29 protein-coding genes are annotated in these 23,269 nt (G+C 46.6%); 26 read left to right on the top strand and 3 right to left on the bottom strand.

The features are described 5' to 3' along the window. The first annotated feature begins 49 nt into the window (after positions 1–49). From NYE58_RS35920 to NYE58_RS37605, 3 genes are all read left to right on the top strand, one after another. Positions 50–1,090 (top strand): tyrosine-type recombinase/integrase, encoded by a 1,041-nt coding sequence (locus tag NYE58_RS35920; protein WP_341004220.1) that lies wholly within the window; start codon positions 50–52, stop codon positions 1,088–1,090. 1 nt (position 1,091) lies between these two features. After that, positions 1,092–1,847: a helix-turn-helix domain-containing protein gene (locus NYE58_RS35915; protein WP_341004219.1), complete on the top strand. Its 756-nt coding sequence runs from the start codon at positions 1,092–1,094 to the stop codon at positions 1,845–1,847. Positions 1,848–1,950: 103 nt separating this feature from the next. Beyond that, the gene (locus NYE58_RS37605) at positions 1,951–2,058 is read left to right on the top strand and encodes a putative holin-like toxin (protein ID WP_445671777.1); all 108 of its coding nucleotides are present in this window, start codon (positions 1,951–1,953) and stop codon (positions 2,056–2,058) included. A 345-nt stretch (positions 2,059–2,403) separates the two neighbouring features. Here NYE58_RS37605 and NYE58_RS35910 read toward each other — a convergent pair whose 3' ends face one another. Further along, positions 2,404–2,631: a helix-turn-helix domain-containing protein gene (locus NYE58_RS35910; RefSeq protein ID WP_341004218.1), complete on the bottom strand. Its 228-nt coding sequence runs from the start codon at positions 2,629–2,631 to the stop codon at positions 2,404–2,406. 277 nt (positions 2,632–2,908) lie between these two features. Between NYE58_RS35910 and NYE58_RS35905 the strand changes: the two genes are divergently transcribed. The 16 genes from NYE58_RS35905 to NYE58_RS35830 all read left to right on the top strand — a co-directional run bounded on the left by NYE58_RS35905 (position 2,909) and on the right by NYE58_RS35830 (position 14,374). Beyond that, entirely contained in the window at positions 2,909–3,127 is a 219-nt protein-coding gene (locus tag NYE58_RS35905) for a hypothetical protein (protein ID WP_341004217.1), read from the top strand. Positions 3,128–3,130: 3 nt separating this feature from the next. Continuing rightward, complete coding sequence (locus tag NYE58_RS35900; protein ID WP_341004216.1) at positions 3,131–3,421, top strand: hypothetical protein; 291 nt, start codon at positions 3,131–3,133, stop codon at positions 3,419–3,421. A 1,150-nt stretch (positions 3,422–4,571) separates the two neighbouring features. Continuing rightward, a complete protein-coding gene (locus tag NYE58_RS35895; protein WP_341004215.1) occupies positions 4,572–4,865 on the top strand; it encodes a hypothetical protein in 294 nt (97 codons plus the stop codon). Between the two features lie 68 nt (positions 4,866–4,933). Beyond that, positions 4,934–5,425 carry a hypothetical protein gene (locus NYE58_RS35890; RefSeq protein WP_341004213.1) on the top strand — a complete coding sequence of 164 codons (492 nt, stop codon included), beginning with the start codon at positions 4,934–4,936 and terminating at the stop codon, positions 5,423–5,425. Positions 5,426–5,488: 63 nt separating this feature from the next. After that, complete coding sequence (locus tag NYE58_RS35885; RefSeq protein ID WP_341004212.1) at positions 5,489–5,878, top strand: hypothetical protein; 390 nt, start codon at positions 5,489–5,491, stop codon at positions 5,876–5,878. 327 nt (positions 5,879–6,205) lie between these two features. Then, complete coding sequence (locus NYE58_RS35880) at positions 6,206–8,077, top strand: hypothetical protein (RefSeq protein WP_341004210.1); 1,872 nt, start codon at positions 6,206–6,208, stop codon at positions 8,075–8,077. A gap of 108 nt (positions 8,078–8,185) precedes the next feature. Then, positions 8,186–8,665 (top strand): hypothetical protein, encoded by a 480-nt coding sequence (locus NYE58_RS35875; RefSeq protein ID WP_341004209.1) that lies wholly within the window; start codon positions 8,186–8,188, stop codon positions 8,663–8,665. 69 nt (positions 8,666–8,734) lie between these two features. After that, a complete protein-coding gene (locus NYE58_RS35870; RefSeq protein WP_341004208.1) occupies positions 8,735–9,496 on the top strand; it encodes a hypothetical protein in 762 nt (253 codons plus the stop codon). 113 nt (positions 9,497–9,609) lie between these two features. After that, complete coding sequence (locus tag NYE58_RS35865) at positions 9,610–9,834, top strand: helix-turn-helix domain-containing protein (protein WP_341004207.1); 225 nt, start codon at positions 9,610–9,612, stop codon at positions 9,832–9,834. 95 nt (positions 9,835–9,929) lie between these two features. Continuing rightward, on the top strand, positions 9,930–10,139 hold the full coding sequence (locus tag NYE58_RS35860) for a hypothetical protein (protein WP_341004205.1): 210 nt from the start codon (positions 9,930–9,932) through the stop codon (positions 10,137–10,139). A 137-nt stretch (positions 10,140–10,276) separates the two neighbouring features. Next, a complete protein-coding gene (locus tag NYE58_RS35855; RefSeq protein ID WP_341004204.1) occupies positions 10,277–10,594 on the top strand; it encodes a hypothetical protein in 318 nt (105 codons plus the stop codon). Positions 10,595–10,770: 176 nt separating this feature from the next. Next, positions 10,771–11,103 (top strand): cold-shock protein, encoded by a 333-nt coding sequence (locus tag NYE58_RS35850; protein ID WP_341004203.1) that lies wholly within the window; start codon positions 10,771–10,773, stop codon positions 11,101–11,103. Positions 11,104–11,139: 36 nt separating this feature from the next. Then, positions 11,140–12,021, top strand: coding sequence for a hypothetical protein (locus tag NYE58_RS35845; RefSeq protein ID WP_341004202.1), 882 nt, complete (start codon positions 11,140–11,142; stop codon positions 12,019–12,021). Between the two features lie 68 nt (positions 12,022–12,089). Continuing rightward, positions 12,090–13,493 (top strand): hypothetical protein, encoded by a 1,404-nt coding sequence (locus NYE58_RS35840; protein ID WP_341004200.1) that lies wholly within the window; start codon positions 12,090–12,092, stop codon positions 13,491–13,493. A gap of 67 nt (positions 13,494–13,560) precedes the next feature. After that, on the top strand, positions 13,561–14,082 hold the full coding sequence (locus tag NYE58_RS35835) for a hypothetical protein (protein WP_341004199.1): 522 nt from the start codon (positions 13,561–13,563) through the stop codon (positions 14,080–14,082). Positions 14,083–14,179: 97 nt separating this feature from the next. Continuing rightward, entirely contained in the window at positions 14,180–14,374 is a 195-nt protein-coding gene (locus NYE58_RS35830; protein WP_341004197.1) for a hypothetical protein, read from the top strand. A gap of 90 nt (positions 14,375–14,464) precedes the next feature. Here the strand turns inward: NYE58_RS35830 and NYE58_RS35825 are convergent, their stop codons facing one another. Next, on the bottom strand, positions 14,465–15,082 hold the full coding sequence (locus tag NYE58_RS35825; RefSeq protein ID WP_341004194.1) for a hypothetical protein: 618 nt from the start codon (positions 15,080–15,082) through the stop codon (positions 14,465–14,467). A gap of 179 nt (positions 15,083–15,261) precedes the next feature. On the opposite strand from NYE58_RS35825, the gene NYE58_RS35820 reads away from it, so the two are divergent. Both NYE58_RS35820 and NYE58_RS35815 read left to right on the top strand, forming a co-directional pair. Then, entirely contained in the window at positions 15,262–15,846 is a 585-nt protein-coding gene (locus NYE58_RS35820) for a hypothetical protein (protein WP_341004192.1), read from the top strand. Position 15,847: 1 nt separating this feature from the next. Further along, positions 15,848–16,324, top strand: a complete 477-nt coding sequence (locus NYE58_RS35815; RefSeq protein WP_341004191.1) for a phBC6A51 family helix-turn-helix protein — start codon at positions 15,848–15,850, stop codon at positions 16,322–16,324. A 956-nt stretch (positions 16,325–17,280) separates the two neighbouring features. Here NYE58_RS35815 and NYE58_RS35810 read toward each other — a convergent pair. Beyond that, complete coding sequence (locus NYE58_RS35810; protein WP_036677774.1) at positions 17,281–17,478, bottom strand: YjzC family protein; 198 nt, start codon at positions 17,476–17,478, stop codon at positions 17,281–17,283. A 217-nt stretch (positions 17,479–17,695) separates the two neighbouring features. Here NYE58_RS35810 and rpsF point away from each other — a divergent pair, with 217 nt between their 5' ends. The 5 genes from rpsF (at position 17,696) to opp4A (ending at position 23,200) form a co-directional block, all read left to right on the top strand. Beyond that, positions 17,696–17,980: a 30S ribosomal protein S6 gene (rpsF, locus tag NYE58_RS35805; protein ID WP_036677776.1), complete on the top strand. Its 285-nt coding sequence runs from the start codon at positions 17,696–17,698 to the stop codon at positions 17,978–17,980. A gap of 48 nt (positions 17,981–18,028) precedes the next feature. After that, positions 18,029–18,535, top strand: coding sequence for a single-stranded DNA-binding protein (gene ssb, locus NYE58_RS35800; protein ID WP_036677780.1), 507 nt, complete (start codon positions 18,029–18,031; stop codon positions 18,533–18,535). Between the two features lie 21 nt (positions 18,536–18,556). Continuing rightward, entirely contained in the window at positions 18,557–18,829 is a 273-nt protein-coding gene (rpsR, locus tag NYE58_RS35795) for a 30S ribosomal protein S18 (RefSeq protein WP_036651767.1), read from the top strand. 509 nt (positions 18,830–19,338) lie between these two features. Continuing rightward, on the top strand, positions 19,339–21,288 hold the full coding sequence (locus NYE58_RS35790; protein WP_341004190.1) for an endonuclease MutS2: 1,950 nt from the start codon (positions 19,339–19,341) through the stop codon (positions 21,286–21,288). Positions 21,289–21,481: 193 nt separating this feature from the next. Then, a complete protein-coding gene (gene opp4A / locus NYE58_RS35785; RefSeq protein ID WP_076191470.1) occupies positions 21,482–23,200 on the top strand; it encodes an oligopeptide ABC transporter substrate-binding protein in 1,719 nt (572 codons plus the stop codon). Positions 23,201–23,269: the final 69 nt, after the last annotated feature.

Raw genomic sequence — 23,269 nt, 5'->3', positions numbered from 1 at the left:
TGATTACACGATGCTCTCTACGTTAATATGACGTAGGGGGCTTTTTTGTATGGATAAACGTACCGGTAGACGGACATTAACGGGGCGCACGCCGATGGCAGACGTAGGGTTGCCGTCATATACAATAGAAGAAGCGGTCGACTTCGTTATTAAGATTAAGCGCGCTAACAATCTAAAGGAGCGTACGATCAGCGGATACATACAGAACATGCAGTATTTAACGGAATGGATTACGGAGCGTTACGGGGAGATTTCGATTCAAGATGTAACGACGGACATGCTGCGCGGTTATATCCTATGGTGTTCGGATGAAAAGGAGTATTACGGAGGGCATCCGTTTAAGTCGGATTTTGATCGGGAGCGTCGCGGGATATCTCCGGCCTCTGTAAACGTCCGTATACGCGTTCTGCGGACATTCTTCTCCGTATTATACGAAGAGGGCGTAATCAACGTTAACCCCGCTAGAAACGTTTCACTAATGCGCCAGGACGTCGATACGGTAATGCCGCTGACTGAGGACGAACTCAGACGGTTCATGAAGGCTCCGGATCAGAAGCAGTGGGCGCAATGGAGAGACGCTATAATCATGACGTTAATTTTAGACGTTGGATTGCGTTTAAACGAAATATGCTCGCTAGAGAAGGCGGAGGTAGATTTCGTAAAGAAGCATATAGCGCTACCGGCATCAAAGAACAAGAACCGAAAATCGCGTATATTACCTCTATCAACGGAGACGCTGCGGCTACTTAAGCAATTGATAACGGAATCCGCGCAACACTTCGATACAACGCACGTATTTACAACTAATTACGGGGAGCCGCTAAGCGAGAAGACGATACAGAAGTCGTTCGATAAGTACGCGGAAAAGGCGAAGCTCGGGCGTTCCGTATCGCCGCATATCCTACGTCATAATTTCGCAACGATGGCGGCTGAGAACGGCATGTCCATTTTCCACCTGCAGAAAATCATGGGACACGCGGATATAGCTACTACACGTAAATACGTTCAGATTAGCGAAGGCAGTATCGCGGATGAACACCGCCGCTTTAGTCCTCTATTGCGCATAACTGGCCGTAAAGGAGGCGTGTAATATGAAACCATCAGGTGGAATTGTTCGCGTCTCTAAGCGCGATAGTAGCTACACGATACTAGATCCGTATTTCTTATCGGACGATCGGCTGTCTTGGAAAGCGAAGGGGCTGCTCGGATATCTCTTATCAAAACCGTCGAACTGGCAGGTTTATATTGGCGATCTCGTAAAACGCTCTACAGACGGACGTGATGCGGTCTACAGCGCTATTAAGGAACTAGAGGCTGTCGGTTATGTTGAACGGAAGCAAACGCGCGATGCATCTAATCGTATTACCGGTATGGAGACGATTATTTATGAGCGCCCGATAGTTGATGATCCAGAGCCGGATTTCCCACATACGGATATTCCCGATATGGACGAACCGAAAGCGGATAATCAGATACAAGTTATTAATGATTTAAGTAATAAAGACTTTAAGAGAGAAATAAATAAGGGCGCTACGGAAAATGATGAAGCAGTCCTACAAACATTATCAAAAGCACTGCGTAAACTTCCGCTCAACGATACGGCGTCTCTTTACGATCACTACTTCGCGGATATATACCAAATGCTGACGCGGAGGTTTAGCGGCCGCTTAGAGCCGGACATAATCGAATTAGCTGCGGATAGGTACTTCGCAAAGGCGGTAGACATGCGGACAGGACAGCCAAAAGAGAGCGTATATTCTCCGGTGGGTCTATTTCACGATGCCTATACGGAGGCACTGGCGGAATGGAAGGCGCTGCGGTATAAGCGGAGTGCCGCAGGCGGTTGAGTTATCCACAGACGGTCCACAGATTGGAGTGTGCAACTACACCAACATTATCCACATGTGATATAATGTTTTTAGCGAGATATGCGGCAATGGAGCGGATAAAATGAGCACTTATGAATCCTTGTCGTTAATAATAGATTTTGGAGAATACACTATCGCAATGATGGCACTTATCATTTCAATACAAGCTTTAAGACAAACAAAAAAGTAGCTCGCCCCGACCAAGAGTTAAGCTACTTTTCTGTGATAAACATTTAAAAAATTTGAAGCCGCATGTCTCGCGACAATTGCGAATTCTTATCTTAGATATCTTTATTCTACGCTTTTTAGCGTAACGTTACAACAAGTATGTTGTATATGTTTATTAATAAAAGTCTAGCGCTCGGCTCCGGATCATAACGGGGTCGGGCGCTTATTTGCGTTTTATGGTACCTATACCGCACGATCTGCTTGCGTAAGCCCTTGAATTAACGCGTCTAGCCCTTCGGGAGTATTAGCGCTAGGGTACGATGGTAGAACGGCTAATTTGCGGTGATTTCTACGTTAAATCTATGTATTAATGTTCGTCAGTTGTTTCTATTAAGGTAATTATCTTACTTATATCAGACGTTCCTAGTGCCTCCGCAATTTTCGCGATGTGTTCAAAGTTTATATTCTCCCGTTTTCCGTTTACGAGCTCCGAGATTGCTGCACGACGTACGTCGGACTTTAGCGACAATTCATTGAGGGACATACCTCTTTCTGCTAATAGATCTCCCAATACCACTTTAACTTTTATCGCCATATCAAACACTCCTAAATTTAGTATTGACTGTACGTACAAGCGTACAGTATAATCAAATCAAATGTTGTACGCATAGGCGTACAGTATTACAAAAAGTAGTATACTATGAAATTCCAGAAAAATCCACAACTTTCTGCTTATTTGTTATGCGCAAAAAAGGAGGTAGGGAAAGGTGTATCGAGCTGGCCTACTAATCGAAGGAAGGTTATATGTAAGGACGCGTAGAGGGAATTTGATCGCATTACAACTATTAACTCAAATTTAAGGGGGACTATTTATGAAGAAGATTAGATTTGATGGTTGCGACACAATCGTGATTAAGGACAATTTGGTCGTTATTCTCGATATTGAGGCGGAGTGCACGATAATTACAAAGATCGACGGGGATAGTTGGACAGGAATCCACTTTGAAAGTCCGATCAGCGTTAAAGGGTTACATAAAATTTATACCGCAGAGAATGAGTTAGACGTATTAATTGCGGCATTGGAGGGGTAGACGATGACTTTCGCAACAGTAACGAAGTATATAAAGGACCTCGACGTTGTGGGCGAGACGTCAGCCGAAACGTATGATGCGCTACTAATCGGGAGCTCAATCGCGATTACCGTCGATAACTTCTGCGATAAAACCTACGTAATGGTCGAGCGGGTAGAAGATATTGACGGAGAGCTGCGCGTATGTGACGGAAAAGAAGGCCACCTCTACGATATTAACGTGAACGGCACACTTACGGTGCATGATCTCGCCAGTATGTCCACGGTTGATTATATACTAGCGTGCATTCAATAAATTCGTATAACACCGCATGTAGCGCCAAATACAGGCGGTAAGTATACCGGTCGCTTCTACGTCTCAATAGTTGCGATCGGGCCTTCGCGGGCTACGGGCAGGTCCGCGAGGATTATTATGGAGTGCATGTCCCAATCCATCAAAAATCTGTCCTTATATTAATTGAGTGGTGCGGGAGCGTCTGTAGCTTTTATATATTATCGTATAGCGCTTGTCCCAATTCCAAAAGTTTATGTCCCTATATACAGTAAAGGAGAGAATCAATGTCCCAATCTGCGGAATCATTGTCCGTATGTATAGTGTAGGCAGATTATTTTCCGGAGAAGATGCGCGAGGCCGAAGTCATTACGGATATTAACGTAGAGTGTGTACGTTCTGCGATCGGCCAACGTTGTATTAATCGAAAGTGTGCGGAACAGCGCTTTAGCGGTAGTAATACAGTATGCTCGATATTTATTTTCGCGTGGAGTGTGCGAAACGGTAGTCTGCGGCACCAAGTACAGTAAGGGCGCAATTTTCTCCGAAGTGTGCGAAAGGACTCTGCGCTGTAAATAATACCGTAAATGGTGCGGGAGGTTGCGTAGACTACGATTAATAAGATAGGAGGAAAATTTCGCTGAAAGTGTGCGTGAAGCGTTCGAGCGTCGTCAAAGTGTATGACGGAATTTAACTTCGAGGCGTGTCGGTGCCGCTAGTGCGTCGTCTTTATTTTTACGGGCGGTGTGCGGATGCCGTTTCCGCTGCGACTTATAGGGTATCAGGAAGTAAATTTCGCGAAAACTGTGCAGAAGGGGAAGTGGACGGTGTATTTAATAGTGGCAGCGGTGTGCGGATCGCAGTTCGACGGTTCTTGAGGCCGCAAGTGTGTTGCGCTCATATTCACTACGTCTCTATAAGCGTAAGGCGCTGACCCGTCGAAATAATTTCCGTGTAAGTGTGCGAAAAAGGAGTGCGTGGTGTCTTTATCTACGTAAGGCGTTGAGCCGACGTAAAAGTTTCCGTAATAGTGTACGTAGTACAAAAGTGCCGTAGATAATACCACGTAAGGCGCTCGAAAGTGTGCGAAAAGGATTCGGGCAGCGTTGAAGGAGATAGATAGCGGTTATCCGCTTAACTATAAAAATACAAACGATAAGGGAGACGATTAATAATGTTTACAATTAAATCACTCAATAACGGGCAGACAGCGGTCTATGTGAAAAATGATCAAGGAGGTCGCGCGTTCATTCGTTCGCTAATGGATGCCCGTGAGCGGGAGAGCTGGGAGCCGCAACTTGATCACACTAAGGCAATTCCGGCGCTGCGTATCGTCCCGTTAAGCAGCGGAAAAATTGCTATTTACTTTAAGAATGGAACTCAAGCCTTTAACTTCGTCGACGCGCTTCTCAAAGAGGTAGAACCACAAATCGTTGGGGGAGAAGTGGCGGAGCTGTACGTAGTATAGAAGTCGAAAACGGTGCGGCTTCGGAATGGGGCCGCTTAACTATCAACTAATAAGGGAGACGATCGACAATGACAAAGTTACAGGTTATCAACTATGCACGAGCATCTGAGGGAAAAGAGACGCTTTCGGGGGTAGCGCTTCTTTATGCAAAACTGAAAGTTAGTGCTATGGAAGTAGCGGACGACCGTGGTCTGGCATTTTATAACGAGGACATGGTGCGAAATAACATGGTCGTCCGTGAAGAGGTTATCTATACAGGAAAGGGCAAGGTTCAGACGTGGGTTAGCGTACTGCACTACGGCGAGGACTACGCAGGTAAGTGGTTCCTGCACTGTGGGGAGTTGTTGTCCCCGTTCCAGACCTATCAAATTGTACGTGAAATCTTTAACCTTTATCAAATTGAGCCTGACCTTGTGTCGTTCCTTCGGATTGTTGACGCTATGAGTGTAAGCAGATTAACGGCTGCTGGTCAACCCACAAATCAAGCTACTGAGAGGATGCACCATGAGGTCAAAACAGAACTGGACGAGATACTAAGCATTACAGGCAAAGGATTCTAGTTAAGAGAGTATGTGTAGCCCTGTAATGCGGCAGCTTAAACCACAATACGAGGAGGAAGTTACATGTTAAAGAAGATCGAGGAATGCGAAATCCCGTTAATTAAGATTCTGCTGGAAACGTTGAAGGAGGTAAGCGACTTCTCAGCGAAGCTGCGCACAGTGTTTAAGTTCGGCGGTGATGATATCGAGATACTAGACTCAGACCCTTTCCACGCGCTGCTGAGCAACTACGGGATTCCAGGCGATACCATGTACTACTCACGAGACGGTGTTCTCGACACTTATTTCGATTATCTCCTTCATGATAAAGCGAGCGTAGACGATGTAATCGAGCATATTGTGGAGGACCTCGACGCTCTATTTATACAGTACGACTTATTAGGCGAAGACATGTACGAGCCGCTTGATATGGAGAAGTACACGGCGCGTCACCAATTAGAAAACGCGAGCTAGGGGTTGACCTTTTGCGAAAAATGCACAAAAACTCTATAAGAACTACTTAACATATAAATGTGCAATTTCGAGTATACAGACATATTCGGCGAACGATAGTGAGTCGGGCGTGACCAGTTTGTGGTCGCGTCAGCCTTTGACCTTTAAGTGCTGGACAGCGGGGATAATATCGCCCCTTGCCCCGGCTCCGCCTAAAACCGGCGTATCCGAATATATAGGGAACATCGCCCAATCATTAACTGCGCAACAAGCTTATCGGGTAAGATCATGACGCCTAATCAAGAGGCGCGCTCATGTTGGCAGATCAAAAGAAACGGAGGAACGCGGATGAGTAAGGAGTTAATTACCGGTAGTACACCTATATTAACCTCGCAAATAAACGAAGTGACAGACGGTTTCAAGGCGCTGTTACTAGCTCACGGACATGCCGTCAGTGACGGAGATTTAGCGTTTGCATCGGGAATGGTGGACGCTTGGAATGCGCCGGATGATATAGATAATCCCGTAGTATTTGCGGCAGAGTGCGGATTTGGTAAGTCTACGCTGCTGGAAGTTTATCTCCGTCATATGGCCGCGACTGACCCGCATTTCGGCGCAATCATCGTCAAACAGAAGAAAGACGAGGTCGAAGCGCTGACCAACGCTATCAACAGAAACGATGTGGAGGAGCCCGGCCGGGTAGGCGTTCGTTACCGGAGAGCGTTCGCTATTCGCGGGTACGATCCATCCGTCATGTCCTACGAGTCACACCGTCGTCAATTCAGTCGCCAGGCGTATTATCCCGTTGTCGTCATGACAGCGGAGATGTTTGCGCGGCAGTCGAGTATGCGCGTGCTCGACCGCTTCTCTTCGTTTTACGATCGGGATGAACAGCGTAGGCCCCGCCGCCTCCTTGTAATCGACGAGCGTCCAGTCTTGACGCGGACACACTCCGTATCGGTAGAAGACATTAACCGCCTTATTGAGGATGTCCGAGTCATTACGCATCAGCCGAATCAAAGAAAGGGTTCGTCAGCGCGCAGGGGAATTAATAGGGATTTCCGCGAGTTCCTGAGTTATGCGCAGAAGCTGCGTTCTAATCTCGAAGAATGCGAAGGCCGTGACCGAATGCCTCCGATAGACTTTGACTATGTTTTGCCGGACTCTCTCCGTAGATTATGGGCTGACCACTACGAAGGGGCAGACTTTGAAGCGTTAGCAACGTTTGAAGGGACAGTGAGGTACGGAGGAATGATATATTTGCGCCGAAACATCACACCGGTGGTTACTGTTTCTCATCGCGTTTACTACGAGTGGACAGCCTTCCGTCCGTTCATTCTGGACGCGACCGCAGCGACCGACCCGTATTATGCGGCTGGTAATTTTGTGGTAATGGAGGCTCCTAACCCACACGCCTACAGCAATGTGCAATTCCACGTTTGCACAGGAGAGAACCTATCGAAGTCCTTTTTTGAGAATCATCACCAGTCATTTGAAGAAGTCGCCGGCATGGTCCGCGAGATCGCCGATAAGCACCGAAAGACGATGGTTGTTTTCTATAAAGAACATTTGCCGCAGCTTGAAGGTTATTTAGCCGAGGATATTCAGGCTGGCCGCGTAGTGACTAAGCATTTCGATAGTGGGCGAGCCTCGAACGATTACAAAGACTGTGACGCGGCAGTGTTCCTCGGCTGGCTACTAAAGGGAGAGGCATATTACCCGCAGGTAGCGAGCGCGATTTATGATGAACTACTCTCATATGAAAGCTGGGTTGATATGACCGGAGTTCACTATAGGGATACCCGCGTCGAATCGTTTAAGGTCGGGGAGCTGGTGACAGAACGCATACAGGACGTACACCGTATCCGCCCGCGCTCAAGTGATTATCCGGTTAGTGTGTACTTGTTTCACCGGGACGAGCAGGTTCTCGGTAAGATTATCGGAAACTTTCCGGGAGCGCATCGCCGGGAGTTCATTCCACGCCGGCAGCTTAAAGGGCCGAGTAAAAACGTGAGCAACCTTATAGAGTTCTTCCGCTCAATGGCGCCCGGTAGTCGTATTAAGTCAAAGGAAATATACGAGAGTCTCGGAATACACCGAAATACCTTCGCGAGTCTGCAGGCAGACGGGGACGTGATAGAAGCCACGAATGCGCTTGGAGTATATCGGGAAAGGACCTTTTATATCAAGAGACTACGGATTGAGGAGGATGCCGCATGATAGGGATACTTGAAAGGGAGGAAACGCAAAGCACCGCACACATACTGCCCGATCCTTGAGCGTATGGGGATACACAAAGAAGGAACATATAATCGGAGGCGGTTACGAATGAACAGCGAAACGTTAACGGAAGCACTCGCGCAGTTTGACACGTTGAAAAGGAAGCCTACGAAATGGGAACGGGAAGCGATCGCCCGATATGTATTAGCGGTGGAGGTTGGGGATATTGACTATCCGGAGGCTAAGCGGCGATTAACACGCGGAACGGCGATAATGTTGGGTGGACAGCTTCTAATAAAGGAACACATTAAACAACTTGAAGAGGAGAGGAACGCACGCATGAAAAAATTAGAGGATTTAATTTTCAGCGAGCTAGACCGGTTGAATGCCTGCTACGCGTACGGATCAGAAGATGGGTTTATAGTATACACGGACAAAGCGAAAGGAAGTACAGTTATCTACGCGGAGGGATTTACGGTACTGGTAGATGACAATATTTTGGAAGTATTGCGCAGACTACCGACCAAAGCAGGCGCCAAAGCCGTCTACGATGCGCTTGACCCGTACGAGGAGCACGCCAATGAGTAAGACTGTACACAGCCAGCGTTAGCCGCCTGAATGGAAGACCTTGCCCATTACCTTTAAGGAGGAAGCCGCATGATTACACGTCAAGAAATATACGATAAGGTCAAAGCGTTCATTATCGACAACAAGGACGCTCCCACTGCTTGGCGCTCCGAACTGGTGCATAAACTAACGGACGAACTAGAGGCCGCTGGATGCGATCGCGCGCGGTATTGGACGTTAACTATGAGGCATCCGGCGCTCCTACGAAAATCAGCCGAGCTATTCAGTATTGGCGATATCCTCGCGGATTACATAATGAACATCGACGAAATAGCTGAGAGGTCGGCGGAGTATCCCGTACATGGTCCGGAGCGTGAGTTCCGTGAAGAGGTGAAACGAACGGCGCGCGAGTCTCTTTTACGGACGGAACGCGGAGAAGACTACGAGCCCGGCACGGTCTACGAGGATACGTTTAACAAGAGTAAGCCGGTGGAGGACGCGCTATTTGAGCCATGCCCGAATATGACGGCGGACGAGCTACGCACAGAATTAGCTGATATACAACGCAACTCAGCGGACTTCGTGCAACGATACGCGGACGGCAGCGCATGGAACCGGAGGGATTCAGCGAAGAGACGGACGCCTGTGGACGTACGGGAGGCTATCATGCGCCTCGACATGCGGAGGATTCGATTGTGCGCAGTCTGTGGGAACGCGTTTTACTCACATAGTCCACAGTATGGGCGCATGAAGGTGTGTGATGTGGTGGCGCATTTAAAGCGGCGGGACATGTCCGTTTGCCAAGTTGCGCGGGATAATGCGCTGAATCTTATGAGGAAACGGTCTGCGTAATCGCACCGTTTTCCAATGCTATATAGACGGATAGTAGACCGTCAAACACACAATTTTTATTTAATTAGATACTAGAATTAATATAAATACAATGCGAAAGGGGGAAAAGTTATATGAACGGTTTTGCAATTAAAGCGATACGCATCGGCAAGGGAATGACGCAAGTAGATTTCGCAGCTCAAATCGGAATCAGTGCACAATGGTTAAGCGCGGTCGAAAGCGGTACGAGCCCCGTATCCGATCGCGTTCGTATCCGTATTGGTCAGCTCTACGGTGATGATCCAGAGGCGTCCGAGTTGATTAGACGCGCTAAGCTATCTGATAGTTTGAACGTATAGAATAAACGTCGTACAGGCGGACGTTAAACGCCAAGGGCTTTACGCAGGCAACAAATCCATGGCAAACTGCTAGGCCGCTGAATGGAAGAAACGTAATGGAAAACGCAATATGGAGGCTCGACTCCAATAACCTAGCCGCTTACACAGAGGACCGCACAGTATGGGCGAAGATACGCCGATCCTATCCGGACTTTACCGTTATGGCAACGTATCAAGAGGACGGAGAGATTATCGCTAGGCAATACCGCATCCCTTCCACACGTAAACGATCGGCGCGTCATTTATTCGGTGTCTCTTTATCGTAAATATTGCGTGATATTAGCGCTCCTACTGTCTGGACGAACAATGTATCGTCGAGCTTGTTTGCGTGCCTTAAATCAAGCATACGAAGGGGAAAGAGTACCGAATATGCGCCTATTTTACGTGAGGGAGGCTGGCGGCGGTGGAAGACTACGCGATTGAGTACGGAGCAAAGCGCCCGCTCAAATTCAGCGAGTACGTTGTTGATAGTTTAGCAACGGAGGAACTTTTAGACGAGATTGTCTATTTCGTAGGCCGCGAGGTTAACGTCGATACATACCGGAAAATGGACGTTGTGAAGACGTGCCGGCTCATCGAACGTCTCGCGATCATGGTATGCAAAGCGGAGTCACCTACGAAGTTATACGGAATCACGAAGGCACAGGTTAGACACGCGATATTACAAGCGCTTGAAATATTCGGGGGAGGTCAGCCGCCGTGGGGAAGGACATCCGCGTAATCTCGATAACACCGACAGGATACCACCGTAGAATCGTTCGACTATTGGATGAGGAGACCGGTAAGCAGCGCGAAATCCTTTACGGGTCCAGTTACCCCGATAGGGTAATACGGCGGTGGGCGCCTACGCTATGGCGTCAGGCAAAACCAATTAAACACAGAGAGGAAGATTAACTAATGTTCATTAATTCAGCAACCCATACCGGAGGCCCTGAGACTGGCGAATCTCTTTCTATGATCGGCCCGTCCATCTGCAAGAGTCCTGTAGCGCCTAAGAAGGAGCGCAAGCCCAAAGGGAGCCCGCGACTTCATGGCGTAGTGAAAAAATTTAACGTTGAAAAGAATTATGGATTTATAGGCGTACGCGGACAAGGAGACGTTTTCTTTCATATTAGCGCTGCTCCAGACCATGACGCGCTATATTTCATGCCTGGTGATCCCGTCATTTTTGAACTCGGCGAAGACAAGCACGATCGGGCTAACGCGTCTTATGTCAAGCTGGCAGGCTGAACATAAAACAAACTATAAAAATAGGGGGATTTATTAATGAGCTATCAAAAAGCAAAAGACAGTATCCAAAAGGCACACGAATTGAAACACGATAACACGCGATTTTACCGGGAGTTTCAAGATAAAGTACGCACGGAAATTAACGCTATTGCTGGCGACAGTGACCTCTCGGCAGACGGTCGCTACAACCGTACGACAGCGGCCAAAAAGAAACACGGGACAGACTTGATGAAACAGGCGCACGTTCGTCGGCTGCAGTATCTCGCGCACCTAAAGGACGCCAAAACTCACGCCGAGGCCGAGATTTACGCGAAGATCAAGAAACCGGACGCCACCACGCTTGAACGTTTCGAGGCATCACTCCGCAAGGTTAAGACGGAGCTGTTACTCTCAATGAACGCGAAGACCGCCGCCGCTAAACTCACAGAGTTCATTACGCAGGTTAGCGATCCGTATTGTGCGAGTATTCTGCACGAACAATTTGCGGACTTGGCCGGACCGATCATCGCGCAGACACCGCCTTCTGAGAACGCAAAAACCCGCCATGAACTGGCGCAGACATTCGAGGGGCTGGCGTCCAAGTTTGAATCCGCAGACGTACGATCAGCGCGGGATACACTCGAATCCATTAACGAAATGGAAACGTCGAAATTCTTCATTGACCTTGTAAGTGACGCGGCACGTGATACGCTCGGCCGTGAATACGGTGATTACGTGAATGATACCGATTCATACTTCGCAAGTCATGAGGACGAGCGGCCGGCCGCACCTAAACCGGCAACACAAAGCAATTACACCAACTCAACCAAGCTGACACCGGAAGAAGAGGCGATTTGGACCGAAGTTTTCAGAAAGCAAGCCGAGGCTAAAGCTGCTAAGGAAAAGGCGGAAGCTGACGCGGCAGCAGCAGCGGAATAACCAAATAATCACGGAAGGGCTGACGCTTAATTTCGTCGGCTCTGTTTTATTTCAAAGGGGGAATAATATTGAGCAGTGTTGTTGTATTGCAAACTTACGACCGCTTATGGATTGGCTCAGATAGCGCGGTTTCAACGAATATCGGCGGGGTTACTTACAGGTGGCACGAAAACGGACAAAAGTTATGGGTAGTGGACGATTCGGTTATTTTTTGCTCGGGACGGGCTGAGTTGGCTGATAGGGTTATGCGCGAGTTCCACAGCATTTCTGATCGGTCAATGGAGCGACTGCAGGAGATCGCTATTCAGCAGCACGACGCTTATTTGTTGGAGCGCGGGGAGACGTTCGAGGTAGGCGTCGAGCTATTCCTGACTATTCTCGTTTGTAAGTATGAGCAAGACAGAACCGTCGTATACGGACTTGAACCGCACAATGGATTTGAGCTTACTGCGCGTATCCTCGACAATCCCACTAACTTCGCGATATGGTCCGGCGGCATTAAGGTAAATGAATCCGCTACGGCCGCAATGACGAAGTTTAGCGACTCCATGAACGTTATACAGACGTTCCAGCACGCGTTTGACGAGATTTCATACGAGGGAATAGGCGGAGAGCTGACGGTTTATGAGATCGACAGAGGTACCGTGAAACCGTTCATGCATACGCGGATTAAGGAAAAGCGCGGGCTTAAGCGCTTGACTGAGCGGATTGTGAGTGAGGAGTTGAAGCGCCTCCGTGCGGAACTGGTTAATGCCGAGGTGGTGTCCGGCCAACTAGGTAATTTCGTATCAATGGTAATCGGTAGTGGAAACGACGTCACTAAGATCAACACGAACGGGATAAGCGCCGGTCACGACGATTTCAACTCCGCACCCTTTCGCGTGAACCATCAAGGCGATGTAGTAGCGCGGTCGATTAAGCTTACGGGCGAAGTCAGTCAGAGCGATGTTATTTCGTCGGTTATCCGCGCCAGTAAGATTATCGGTAACGAGATTGAAGGCGGAACGATTACGGGCGCGTCTATTATCGGGGGTAGTATACGGTCTAATACGGATATTGATGTGACGCGAGACGCGAGAATCGGAAATAACTTGTTTATGGGGTTGGCAGGTAGCACTACTGACCGGCGTATTGAGTTCGTAGACCCAAGCATCTATGAGGCATTTATCTCTTTCGCTGGCGGCACAAAAGAGTTGAAAATACGAGCCGGTAACGACATTCGTATTGATACAAGCCTTGATTTGTTCCTAAAGGGCGATCGAATTTTGATGCAACCGGGAGCCGGCGGTGTTTATATTGGATCGAATGCGCCCGGTGATCGTGTTCTCACTGCGTCTGACCTCGATGCTGTTTACGCAGCCCTTGCCAGCAAAGCGAATGCAAATCACTCACACAGCGTTACGATTCCAAATCACAACCACGGCAATCCGGATAACCTGAATAGCGGCGGCGGTACATTCGGAGTCTCTTAATTTATCTTTCATGTCTGCAGCCTCTTAGATATACTTACGGTAATTACTATATTTAGGAGGCTCACGCATGAAAAAGAAGATTATCGGAGTTATAGCCGCTGCACTTTTACTTGGAAGTTCAATCGGGTACGCGGCCAGCTCATCGCTTATCGGTGCGAAAGTAACCGGCTTGTTTACGATACAGAAAGAAGACGGAACGAAGATAGCAGACGCTGTAATAATAAACGGGTCAGCTTATGCGCCTGTTCGTGCGGTTAGTGAGGCGACGGGCGCGAGTCTGACCGTAAAGGGGAAAACGATAACGATGGGAAGTAAAGAGGCAGTAGCGGAGACAGGTACGACGGTTGCTGAACCAGTAGCCACGCTAGAGGCAAGTGTAGACACAGCCAAACTTAAGGAAAGAGTCACAGCGCTAGAAAGCAGAGTTAAGCTGTTCGATGACGCAATTGCTAAAGAAGATGCTAATTTCTATTTGATGGAAACTCCAGACCAACAAGAATCTGCGAAGAAGTTCATCGAAGACCTAAAAGCGAGACGTGCCGAAGCATCAGCAGATCTCGCGGATATCAAGGCGCAGCTCGGCGAATAACATACGTACGGGGTTAGGTTCACGGTGAACTACCATACGCTCAACATTACGGCCACCTTCGGGTGGTCTTTTTAATTACGAAAGGGGACGTTATTTTATGGAAAAACGATGCTTAATCGAATTTACGGTGGATGTTGCAAACGCAGCCGCTGACCTTACCGAGATGATTACGGATATACTGGCGGTCAATCCGGGACGTGAGCTCGATATACTCCGCGCGCTCGATAACGATATCGGCATAGCGTTGGCGCAGGTGGAAGGGAGTGCGGATGAAAGCACCACTCCCGACTAATGAGAGCAGCGCTAATCGTACGCTAGTTGGAGATGGCGGTTAGCATTGCGTAGAGTGGGCGGAGAAAGTACGGAATAAGCCTATATGGGCTTAACTACTGATACTTATCTGATTGTTTTTAACTAACCAAATATCTGACAGTTCTTTTACGAAGTTAGTTAAATTCTTGTAAGTCTGTTCGAAAGTAAAGGCCCAGCTTTTATCATTTGCTTTATCAACTACGGAAATTAGATGGAAATTAATCAAATCCCTCGCAAGTGGAGATGACCACTCAGGGTCATTACCTTCGTATTTATCCCATAAGTTAAGGGATTTAAGGTAGGTGTTTGTTGACAGCAACGACCCAACAGTATCAGGGTCAACATGAAAAGAGGACTTGTTACGAACAGTCTGCAAGATTTCTTTCTTAAATTTATTTGTACTCTTAGAGGTTAGTGATCTCCAAGAGTCAATTAAGTGTGGGTTTTCTTGAACAGTCTCAGCAATGCATCCTTTTATAGAACTGAAAATATTTAACGCCTCGTAAAGACTAGACATCGCCAATGAGAAACTGAGTCCTATTTGATACTCGTGTATCACTTCGGAGTTTGTAATCGAGATGAGTGCGTACTCGCAATATGAGAGATTTGCGATAATCGCAACTATGACTTTTTCTTTATCCTCATAAGTTAGATCTTCAGTATACTTTCCGTTTTGTTTATTACCCATTTATAAATCGCCCCCCTACAAACTAATTATAGCAAAGGAGGATGACCATTGACGAAATTATTCACAACAATGAGATTTACCCCGCCATCGCACATACCGCGCCTCGCCAACTATAAACGCGGCAAGACGATATTCGACGGACGCCATCCGGAAATCTAAACAACGAAAGGGGATACGTAATGGCATTAACTAACGAAGAATTACGGATTGATATCGCTCAGTTAACGGAGAGGGTACGCGCGATACGCATCGAACAAGGTTTATCGGTCGATCCGTTGCCGCGTCCGAGAGTCGTTGATATTCCGCTATCATTAGCGCTAATCGACCGCCTGCAACCGTTTAGGGCGATCGCGGTTAAACTCGCGTCCATCCTGGCGCAAGGACAAACAGCGCGGATTGATACGAGCAGGCTCGAAAAGTATGCGGAGTATGGGCGGCTTCTTAGTTGTTCACGCGGAACCTTTAGCGCTTTCCATTCGTGGGGCGTACAAGGAGCGTTCAGCATTATTGAGCGGATGAATAGCGCAATAGATAACGGAGAGGTAGCGGACTTTGATACTAACGATGCTATGCGCCGGATACATTACGCAATTGGTTATATGACGAGGGAAAGCGGGATTTGTAACGATAGCCATGGTTATTATACGGAAACTGGCGTATGGCCGCGCGCTGAGAAGGAGCGCTTACTATCCGATCCAGACGCGTTACAGGCCGCTATTGACGAAGCCATGACGCTAATACCTACGAAAGAGGAGGACGATTAATATGAGTAACGCGAGAAAAGGTAAAGTGTTAGAGGCGCAATTAACTCCGCAACAACAACGGGCAGCACAACTACTGGTGATTAACGAATGGGGAGAGTTAACGGAAGAGGGTGGCAAGAAGCGTACTATGCAGGAGTTGGCGGATGAACTCGGCATCGCGCGCTCAACGCTGTTCGAGTGGAAACGTAATGAGATGTTCACAGCTTACGTTAATCACTTAACCGAACGTCAGCTCGACGGAATGAGATCGGAAGTTTACGTCGCTCTCATGCGTTCGATTCGCGGTGGAGCCAACGGGATTCCAAGCGTTAAGGCGCTCGACTTGTACATGCGCAGATACGGATTACTCTCCGATCGGACCATCATAGAGGATGCGCGTAGTCAGGTCGAAGAGAAGCGTAAGACTGATGATGAGATCCGTAAGGATATTAGCGAGTTGGATGCACTGGTTAACGGTGATGAGGACGTGGTAGCGTAGAGACATACGCCGACTAATTCGGACTAATAACGCGATTTACCTGCACGCCGCTCCGGACGCCTGCCCTCGCGCTAACTCGGGGGTCGACCGCTGCATAAACCGCTGCATAAAACGATGTATATACGCCTAATAAACGTATGTATAAAGCGTATCGGCTACGGTCGGCGTACGCATGAGCCCGCGAATCCTTGATGTATAAGGGTTTGCGGGCTTTTCTTTTTGTCTGCGCATACCTACGTAATTAGTAATCAGCTAGGTACGATAGTGTATAAAGATGCATACTTTAGCGCGTCACCGTACGAATTTCCCCAAGGCCCCACGTCTAAACCGGCTCATCTGCCGTATATAGAGTCCGACAATAAAATTTTTATCCGGGGGTCATATTTACGTTTGTCTACGCGGATTCCGTATGCTATTATAATAGGTAGATAATCGAATAAACGTAGTAGTATCGGAATCAGTCCGGTATGTGAGCGTAAACTATACGTTGATGTTGCGGGCTTTTCCGCCATTAGCGGGCAAATACGTGACTCGAAATCAGTTAGGCGTGTCACAGCGTGCGTGGGTTCGAATCCCACCCTCTCCGCCACTTCAGCATAATATAACATTTTAATGAATCCTTCGTTCCAGTAACGGAGGTTTTTTTGTGTCCACTGAGCTGTTTGCAAAAGATCATAACATGCAAAAAGAAGGGCCCTTTCGGGTCCTTCTTCAAGAGGCAGTACATCAATGATGTTGGAATTTCTCTGTATATAGCGACTAAAGTGATTTAGGCGTTGCTGAGGTTACTGCTTTTTAGACAATAACCCACTACTATTCCCAGCTAACAATAGATGCTGAATCAGATATCCTGTGATTGTGTTCGTCTACGACGGCCAACGGAACCACACCTCTCTTTTGTACTGCCTGAGTATAGTATGTGTAATGTCGTTTTTTTTATACACATTTATTTTTATTTAATGTACACGTGCTTTTTCAACCTTTTTCCACTTCCGATTTTTGTTACTGGTCTCGGGGAAGGTGTCCCCTTTTTCCATTTTAATATGCTGTGGATTCTGAATTTCGGTATGGAAGCTTCGCGCTTCACCTACCTCTGTATACATGCCTGGATTGGGGGCCTTGTCGCCTTTTTCATATTCTGTCTTTTCGCCCATCATTATCGCTCCTTCCTTAAGTGCAGATGAATTCACTGATTATTGTGCGCAGGTAGGGTTTTTTTCATGTAAAAAGAGGGTGGAGGGTTGTCCGGTATTAATATTGCTTGCACTCTGCTGCTCGTTTTGGTATATTAATCAGGTGCGAGTCTATGTTTGTGCTCGTTCCTTGCTCCTGACGTGATTAGGGGCCTCAGACCATAAGGAGGTGAAAATTATGCGCAAATATGAAGTGATGTACATTATTCGTCCTGACATTGAACAAGAAGCTGTTCAAGCAGCAGTCGATAAATTCCAAGGCATCATCTCCAATGGCGGGGAAATTACAAAGCACGAAGTGCAAGGTAAACGCCGTCTTGCGTATGAGATCAAGAAATTCCGTGATGGCGTTTATGTTTTGGTTAACTTCAATGCAGAACCTGCAGTAGTTACTGAATTAGAACGTCTTATGAAGATTTCTGACGAAGTTATTCGTTATCTCATTACGAACGACGTTGCTTAAGATCTTGACAAGCTTTGTAATGAATCGCTCTAAAGGAGGGGACCAGAATTGTTGAACCGTATCATTTTGATCGGACGGTTGACCCGTGACCCGGAACTTCGTTATACTCCCGCTGGTGTTGCCGTAACTCAATTTACGCTTGCCGTAGATCGTAACTTTACGGGCCAGAACGGTGAACGTGAGGCAGACTTCATCCCGGTTGTTACCTGGAGACAGCTAGCAGAAACCTGTGCCAATTATTTGCGCAAAGGTCGTCTGACAGCAGTGGAAGGACGCATCCAAGTGCGGAACTATGAGAATAACGAAGGTAAACGTGTATACGTAACTGAAGTTATTGCTGATAATGTTCGTTTCCTGGAATCTTCACAGAGCCGTGAAGGTGGAAATACTTCAAGTGGTGCAAGTAGTATGCCTGAAGAGCCAGCATATGGTGGCGGTGGTAACGCTGGACGCGGAAATAACAACAATAATTTCTCGCGTAACAACAATACTCAAGATCCTTTTTCGGGCGATGGTAAACCGATTGATATATCGGATGATGATTTGCCATTTTAATTAGGAAGGACTGAAAAGAATATGGCTTTTAAACCAAGAGAAGGCGCTGACAACGACAAAAGACCAGCACGTCGTGGTGGACGCAACAAGCGTAAAAAAGTTTGCTTTTTCACTGTGAACAAGATTACTCACATTGATTATAAAGATACTGAACTTCTTAAGAAGTTCATCAGCGAACGTGGAAAGATTTTGCCACGTCGTGTAACAGGTACAAGTGCAAAATACCAACGCGCTCTTACCATTGCTGTAAAACGCTCGCGTCAAATCGCGTTGCTTCCTTACACAACGGAATAGGACGTTTTATAGAAGCAGTCGGGAAACCGGCTGCTTTTTTGTTGTGAAAAACCAGCGTGTGGATTACGTTGACGTCCATCTGGAATGTGTTAAATTACAGCTATCCTATAACAAAAGGGGAAATATTGATGTTGGTGACCGTTCTTAACTAGCAATTTCATAACACTGGATTAGGAAGGCTTTAGCAGGCTCGTCTTTTGGCGTTTACGTGCTCTATTTGAGTTCGTTTCGCGCAGAGGTCTGTTGTTCCTAACGGTGGATGATTTAGTTAAGAACACACGAAGCGTCATATGGCCTCTTTACGGCTATTGTTCTCTTTGTAATTAACCGTGCTCTTAGAGCACGGTTTTTTTGTTTTTCGGCCACCCTGGCTTTTATGGGGACCTTAAAACGCCAGAGAACAATAGCATAAAAAGAAGGGCAAGGACTGCCATAGTGGCATTCTTTGTCCTTTTTGCGTTAGGGAGATTTAGTTCCAAAAAAAGTTAGATCAATAAGGAGGATTTGCTGTGAATTTACAAAGTCTAAACACGTTGGAATACGAAATTATTAAAACCGAGCTTAGCCGTCATGCGGTATCTTATGTAGGAAAGAAAACTGTAGAAGAGCTTATGCCTATGACCTATTTACCTTCGATTCAAAGAGCGATGGAGGAAACGTCTGAAGCTAAAGAGCTGCTCGAGCGGGGGTCCAGTGTACCGATTCCTTCATTGGAGGGGATTGAGTGGATCATGTCACTAATGGGGACTGGATATTTGTACAGTGAGCAAGACTTCACTGCAGTGGCTACATTTCTAAAGAGCTGTAGTCAATTGCGCAAATATATGGCTTCTAAAGAGCAAAGTGCTCCCCGGATTGCTGCTTATGCTTCCTCGCTGCTGGAATTAAATCATGTGCGGGAAGCAATTGATCGTTGTATCCGCTTTGGGGCGATTGATGATGGAGCTAGTAAGGGGTTAGAGCGGGTTCGTAAACGGATTGGCGTAGCTAAAGAACGTCTTCATAAAAAAATTGACGGGATCATGACGCGCCATCAATCGATTTTGCAAGAGAATATTTATAGCCAGCGTGGTGGACGATATGTTATCCCCGTAAAGCGGGAGTATCATAAGCAAATAAAGGGATCGGTACTCGATCAATCCACAAGTGGACAGACGGTGTTCATCGAACCAGATGAGATTGCCTCCATGCAGATTGAGCTTGATCTGTTATTAGGAGAAGAGGCGCGTGAAGAAGCTGTGATCCTCAGTATGCTGACCAGCATGGTAGAACAGGAACAAACTGCACTTCGCCTAAATATCGAGGTTACAGGTACCTATGATTTTATTTTTGCCAAAGCAAAATATGCACGAACGCTGGGAGCATCTGAGGTTACTCTAAATGATAGGGGTTTTCTAAGGATGAACGGAGGCAGACATCCCATGCTGCAGGGCATGATTCCAATTAGCCTGGAGATAGGGAAGGGATATAAGTCCCTAATCATTACAGGTCCAAATACAGGCGGGAAAACGGTGGTGCTCAAGACCCTCGGGCTGCTGACCCTCATGGCTCAATCCGGGTTGTTGATTCCGGTCGAGGAGGGGAGTGAGTTTACGGTCTTTACGGATGTGATCAGTGTAATCGGAGACGGACAAAGTTTGGCCCAATCACTCAGTACATTTTCGGCACAAATGAAGAGTATTGAGGGAATGCTGAGAGATGCCTCTAAAGGGGTGCTGCTGCTCATTGACGAGCTGGCGGCAGGTACAGACCCTGGTGAAGGAATCGCCCTCTCAATCGCCATTCTGGAAGAGCTGAGCCGTAAAGGGGCCAATATTATCGTCACAACCCATTTTAATGAGCTAAAAGCCTTTGCCGCTGCGACAGCCGGTTTTCAAAATGCACGAATGGAATTCGACAAAGAAACGCTGCGGCCGTTGTATCGTCTGACTATCGGAGAAGCGGGGGAGAGTTACGCTCTGCAAATTGCCAAAAAGCTGGGTATCCAGGATAACGTTATCAAGCGATCGTGGGAGATCGTTGAGGCGCAGCAGCAAAGGCTGCAGAAAGGTGATGGGTCGGCATGGGCAAGTCTTTTTAGCAAAGAGGGAGAGAAAGGGAAGACTGCACCTGTTATAGAGGATTTTGAAAAAGAAGAAAAGTCTGCGGAATCACTGAGCGATAAGGAGAAGCAGACCCAATATGAAATTGGTGATGCCGTTCTTGTAACTTCACTGGGGCGAATAGGCATTGTTTATGAGAAAAAAGATCACTTAGGAATGGTCGGAGTGATGATCCAGAAGCAAAAAATGCGGGTTAATCATAAACGTTTAAAGCCATATCTATCCAAAGATGAGCTATATCCTGAGGAATATGACTTTGATATAATTTTTGAGAGCAAGGATACCCGTAAAAAGCGGAAATTGATGCAGCGTAAGCATGTCGAAGGCCTGAGAATTACGCATAAGGATGAAGAATAATGTAATAGAAGGATCTGCCTATGAGGTAGGTCCCTCTTTTTTTATAAATACTATGAAAAATGCGTAAATTCAAGCAGGAGTATAGGCCTAAAGCTTAGAAGTTATTGTAACCATTCTAAAACTTTGTTACAGTAAATATTTATTCCATAGCTTATATGTAGATATACGTTCAACTAGAGAAGGGAAGGAACACATGAAGAATAAGAAGATATGCGGGTTCTTGTTAACAATGCTCGTGATGACTACTGTATTGTCAGCATGCAGCAGAGCAGGTACCAGCAGTAATTCATTATCTTTACATCACAATGAGGTGGTCGAAAAGCCACAGACTGGCGGAGTAGTTACTTATGGATACTCATCGCCGTTTATGGGCTTCTTTGAGCCTGCTTTTTATGAAGGTGAAGATGACTTTCATGTGCTGGAGTTTATTACTGAGGCCATGTTTACGATAGATGATGATTTATCAACGGTTCCTAATATCGCCACTTGGCAGGAGTCCGAGGATCATAGAATATTTACCTTTAAAATTAAACCGGGAATCCGTTGGCATAATGGAGATGAACTGACCGTAGAGGACTGGAAATTTGCGATGGAGACTATTGCTAGTCCAGACTACACCGGATCGCGTTATTATAGTGTGGAAATGATTCAAGGTGCAGAAGCCTATCATAAAGGTGAGGCGAAGAATATAACAGGTCTTAAGGTTATAGATCCTTATACTTTGAAAATAACAATGACAGCTGCCCGCGTAAATACGATTGATAATCTATGGCCGTATCCGATGAATAAAAAATATTATACTGGAGTCGCTGTTAAGGATATGCCTGAGAGTGATCAGATGCGAAAAAATCCGATTGGGATTGGCCCCTTTGAGGTGAGCCTTATTGAACCTGGCCAGCGGGTCGAGATGAAGCGCTTTGATCAATACTATAAAGGTAAGGCTTTATTGGATGGTGTGTTGTATAAGGTATTTGATGACAAGGAAATCATCAGCCTGTTTGAACAAGGCGTAATTGATATAGAGAATGCCCCACGAGATACTTATGAAAAGCTGAGCGAACTCGATAATATTAATATTTTACAATCAAATGAGCTTGCTTATGAGTATATAGGGTTTAAATTTGGGTATTGGGATAGTGAAGCTGAAAAAATCGTAATGGATAACCCTAAATTTGCGGATAAAAGATTACGTCAGGCGATGTATTATGCACTTGATCGGGAGGGGATCATTCAATCATTTTCTCATGGGTTAGGCAAGCCTATAGAAACTCCGGTTTCCAGTGCAAGCTGGGCGAAGATCCCTGACAGTCAGATTAACACGTATCCCTATGATCCGGAAAAAGCGAAGCAGCTGCTTGATGAGGCTGGTTTTGTAGATGTTGATGGAGATGGGCTGCGTGAGGATCAAAAAGGAGAAAAGTTAGTTATTCATTATGATTCTATGCTAGGCAGTCATTCAGCGGAGTTACGAACTGCTGCTATTCTGGAGGATTGGCGAAATGTGGGACTCGATGTGCAGCTTAATGGTGGGGCGTTAAAAGAGCTCAATACCTTCTATGAAGCAGTAGAGGCTGATGATCCGTCCATTGAGTTGTTTAACGGGGTATGGGGATTAGCTAATGATCCTGATCCTTCAGGTCTCTGGAGGGAGAATGATTTGTGGAACTACCCACGTTGGTCCTCGGAGCGGAATGAAGAATTGATTCGCGATGGCACAAGTATGAAGGCATATGATAGAGATTATCGACAACAAATCTATTATGAATGGCAGAAGCTAGTGAATGAAGAGGTTCCAATGATCTTTTTTGCAGAAAGAGAAAGCATTACTGCTGTCAATAAACGTCTACAAGGTGTGCGTGTTGACTCTTTGGGCTCCATAATTGAGCCTAATAAATGGTGGATAAAGGACTAAATTAAAAAAAATAAAAAAAATTACGCAAAAAGTGAAATCAAATTGCTGTTTCATTCGTCATATATATTA

The sequence above is a fragment of the Paenibacillus sp. FSL L8-0708 genome (genome assembly GCF_038009325.1).
Lineage (GTDB): Bacteria > Bacillota > Bacilli > Paenibacillales > Paenibacillaceae > Paenibacillus_AQ > Paenibacillus_AQ odorifer.
The sequence above is the reverse complement of the archived record's forward strand: the minus strand, read 5'-3'. Positions and strand labels throughout refer to the sequence as shown.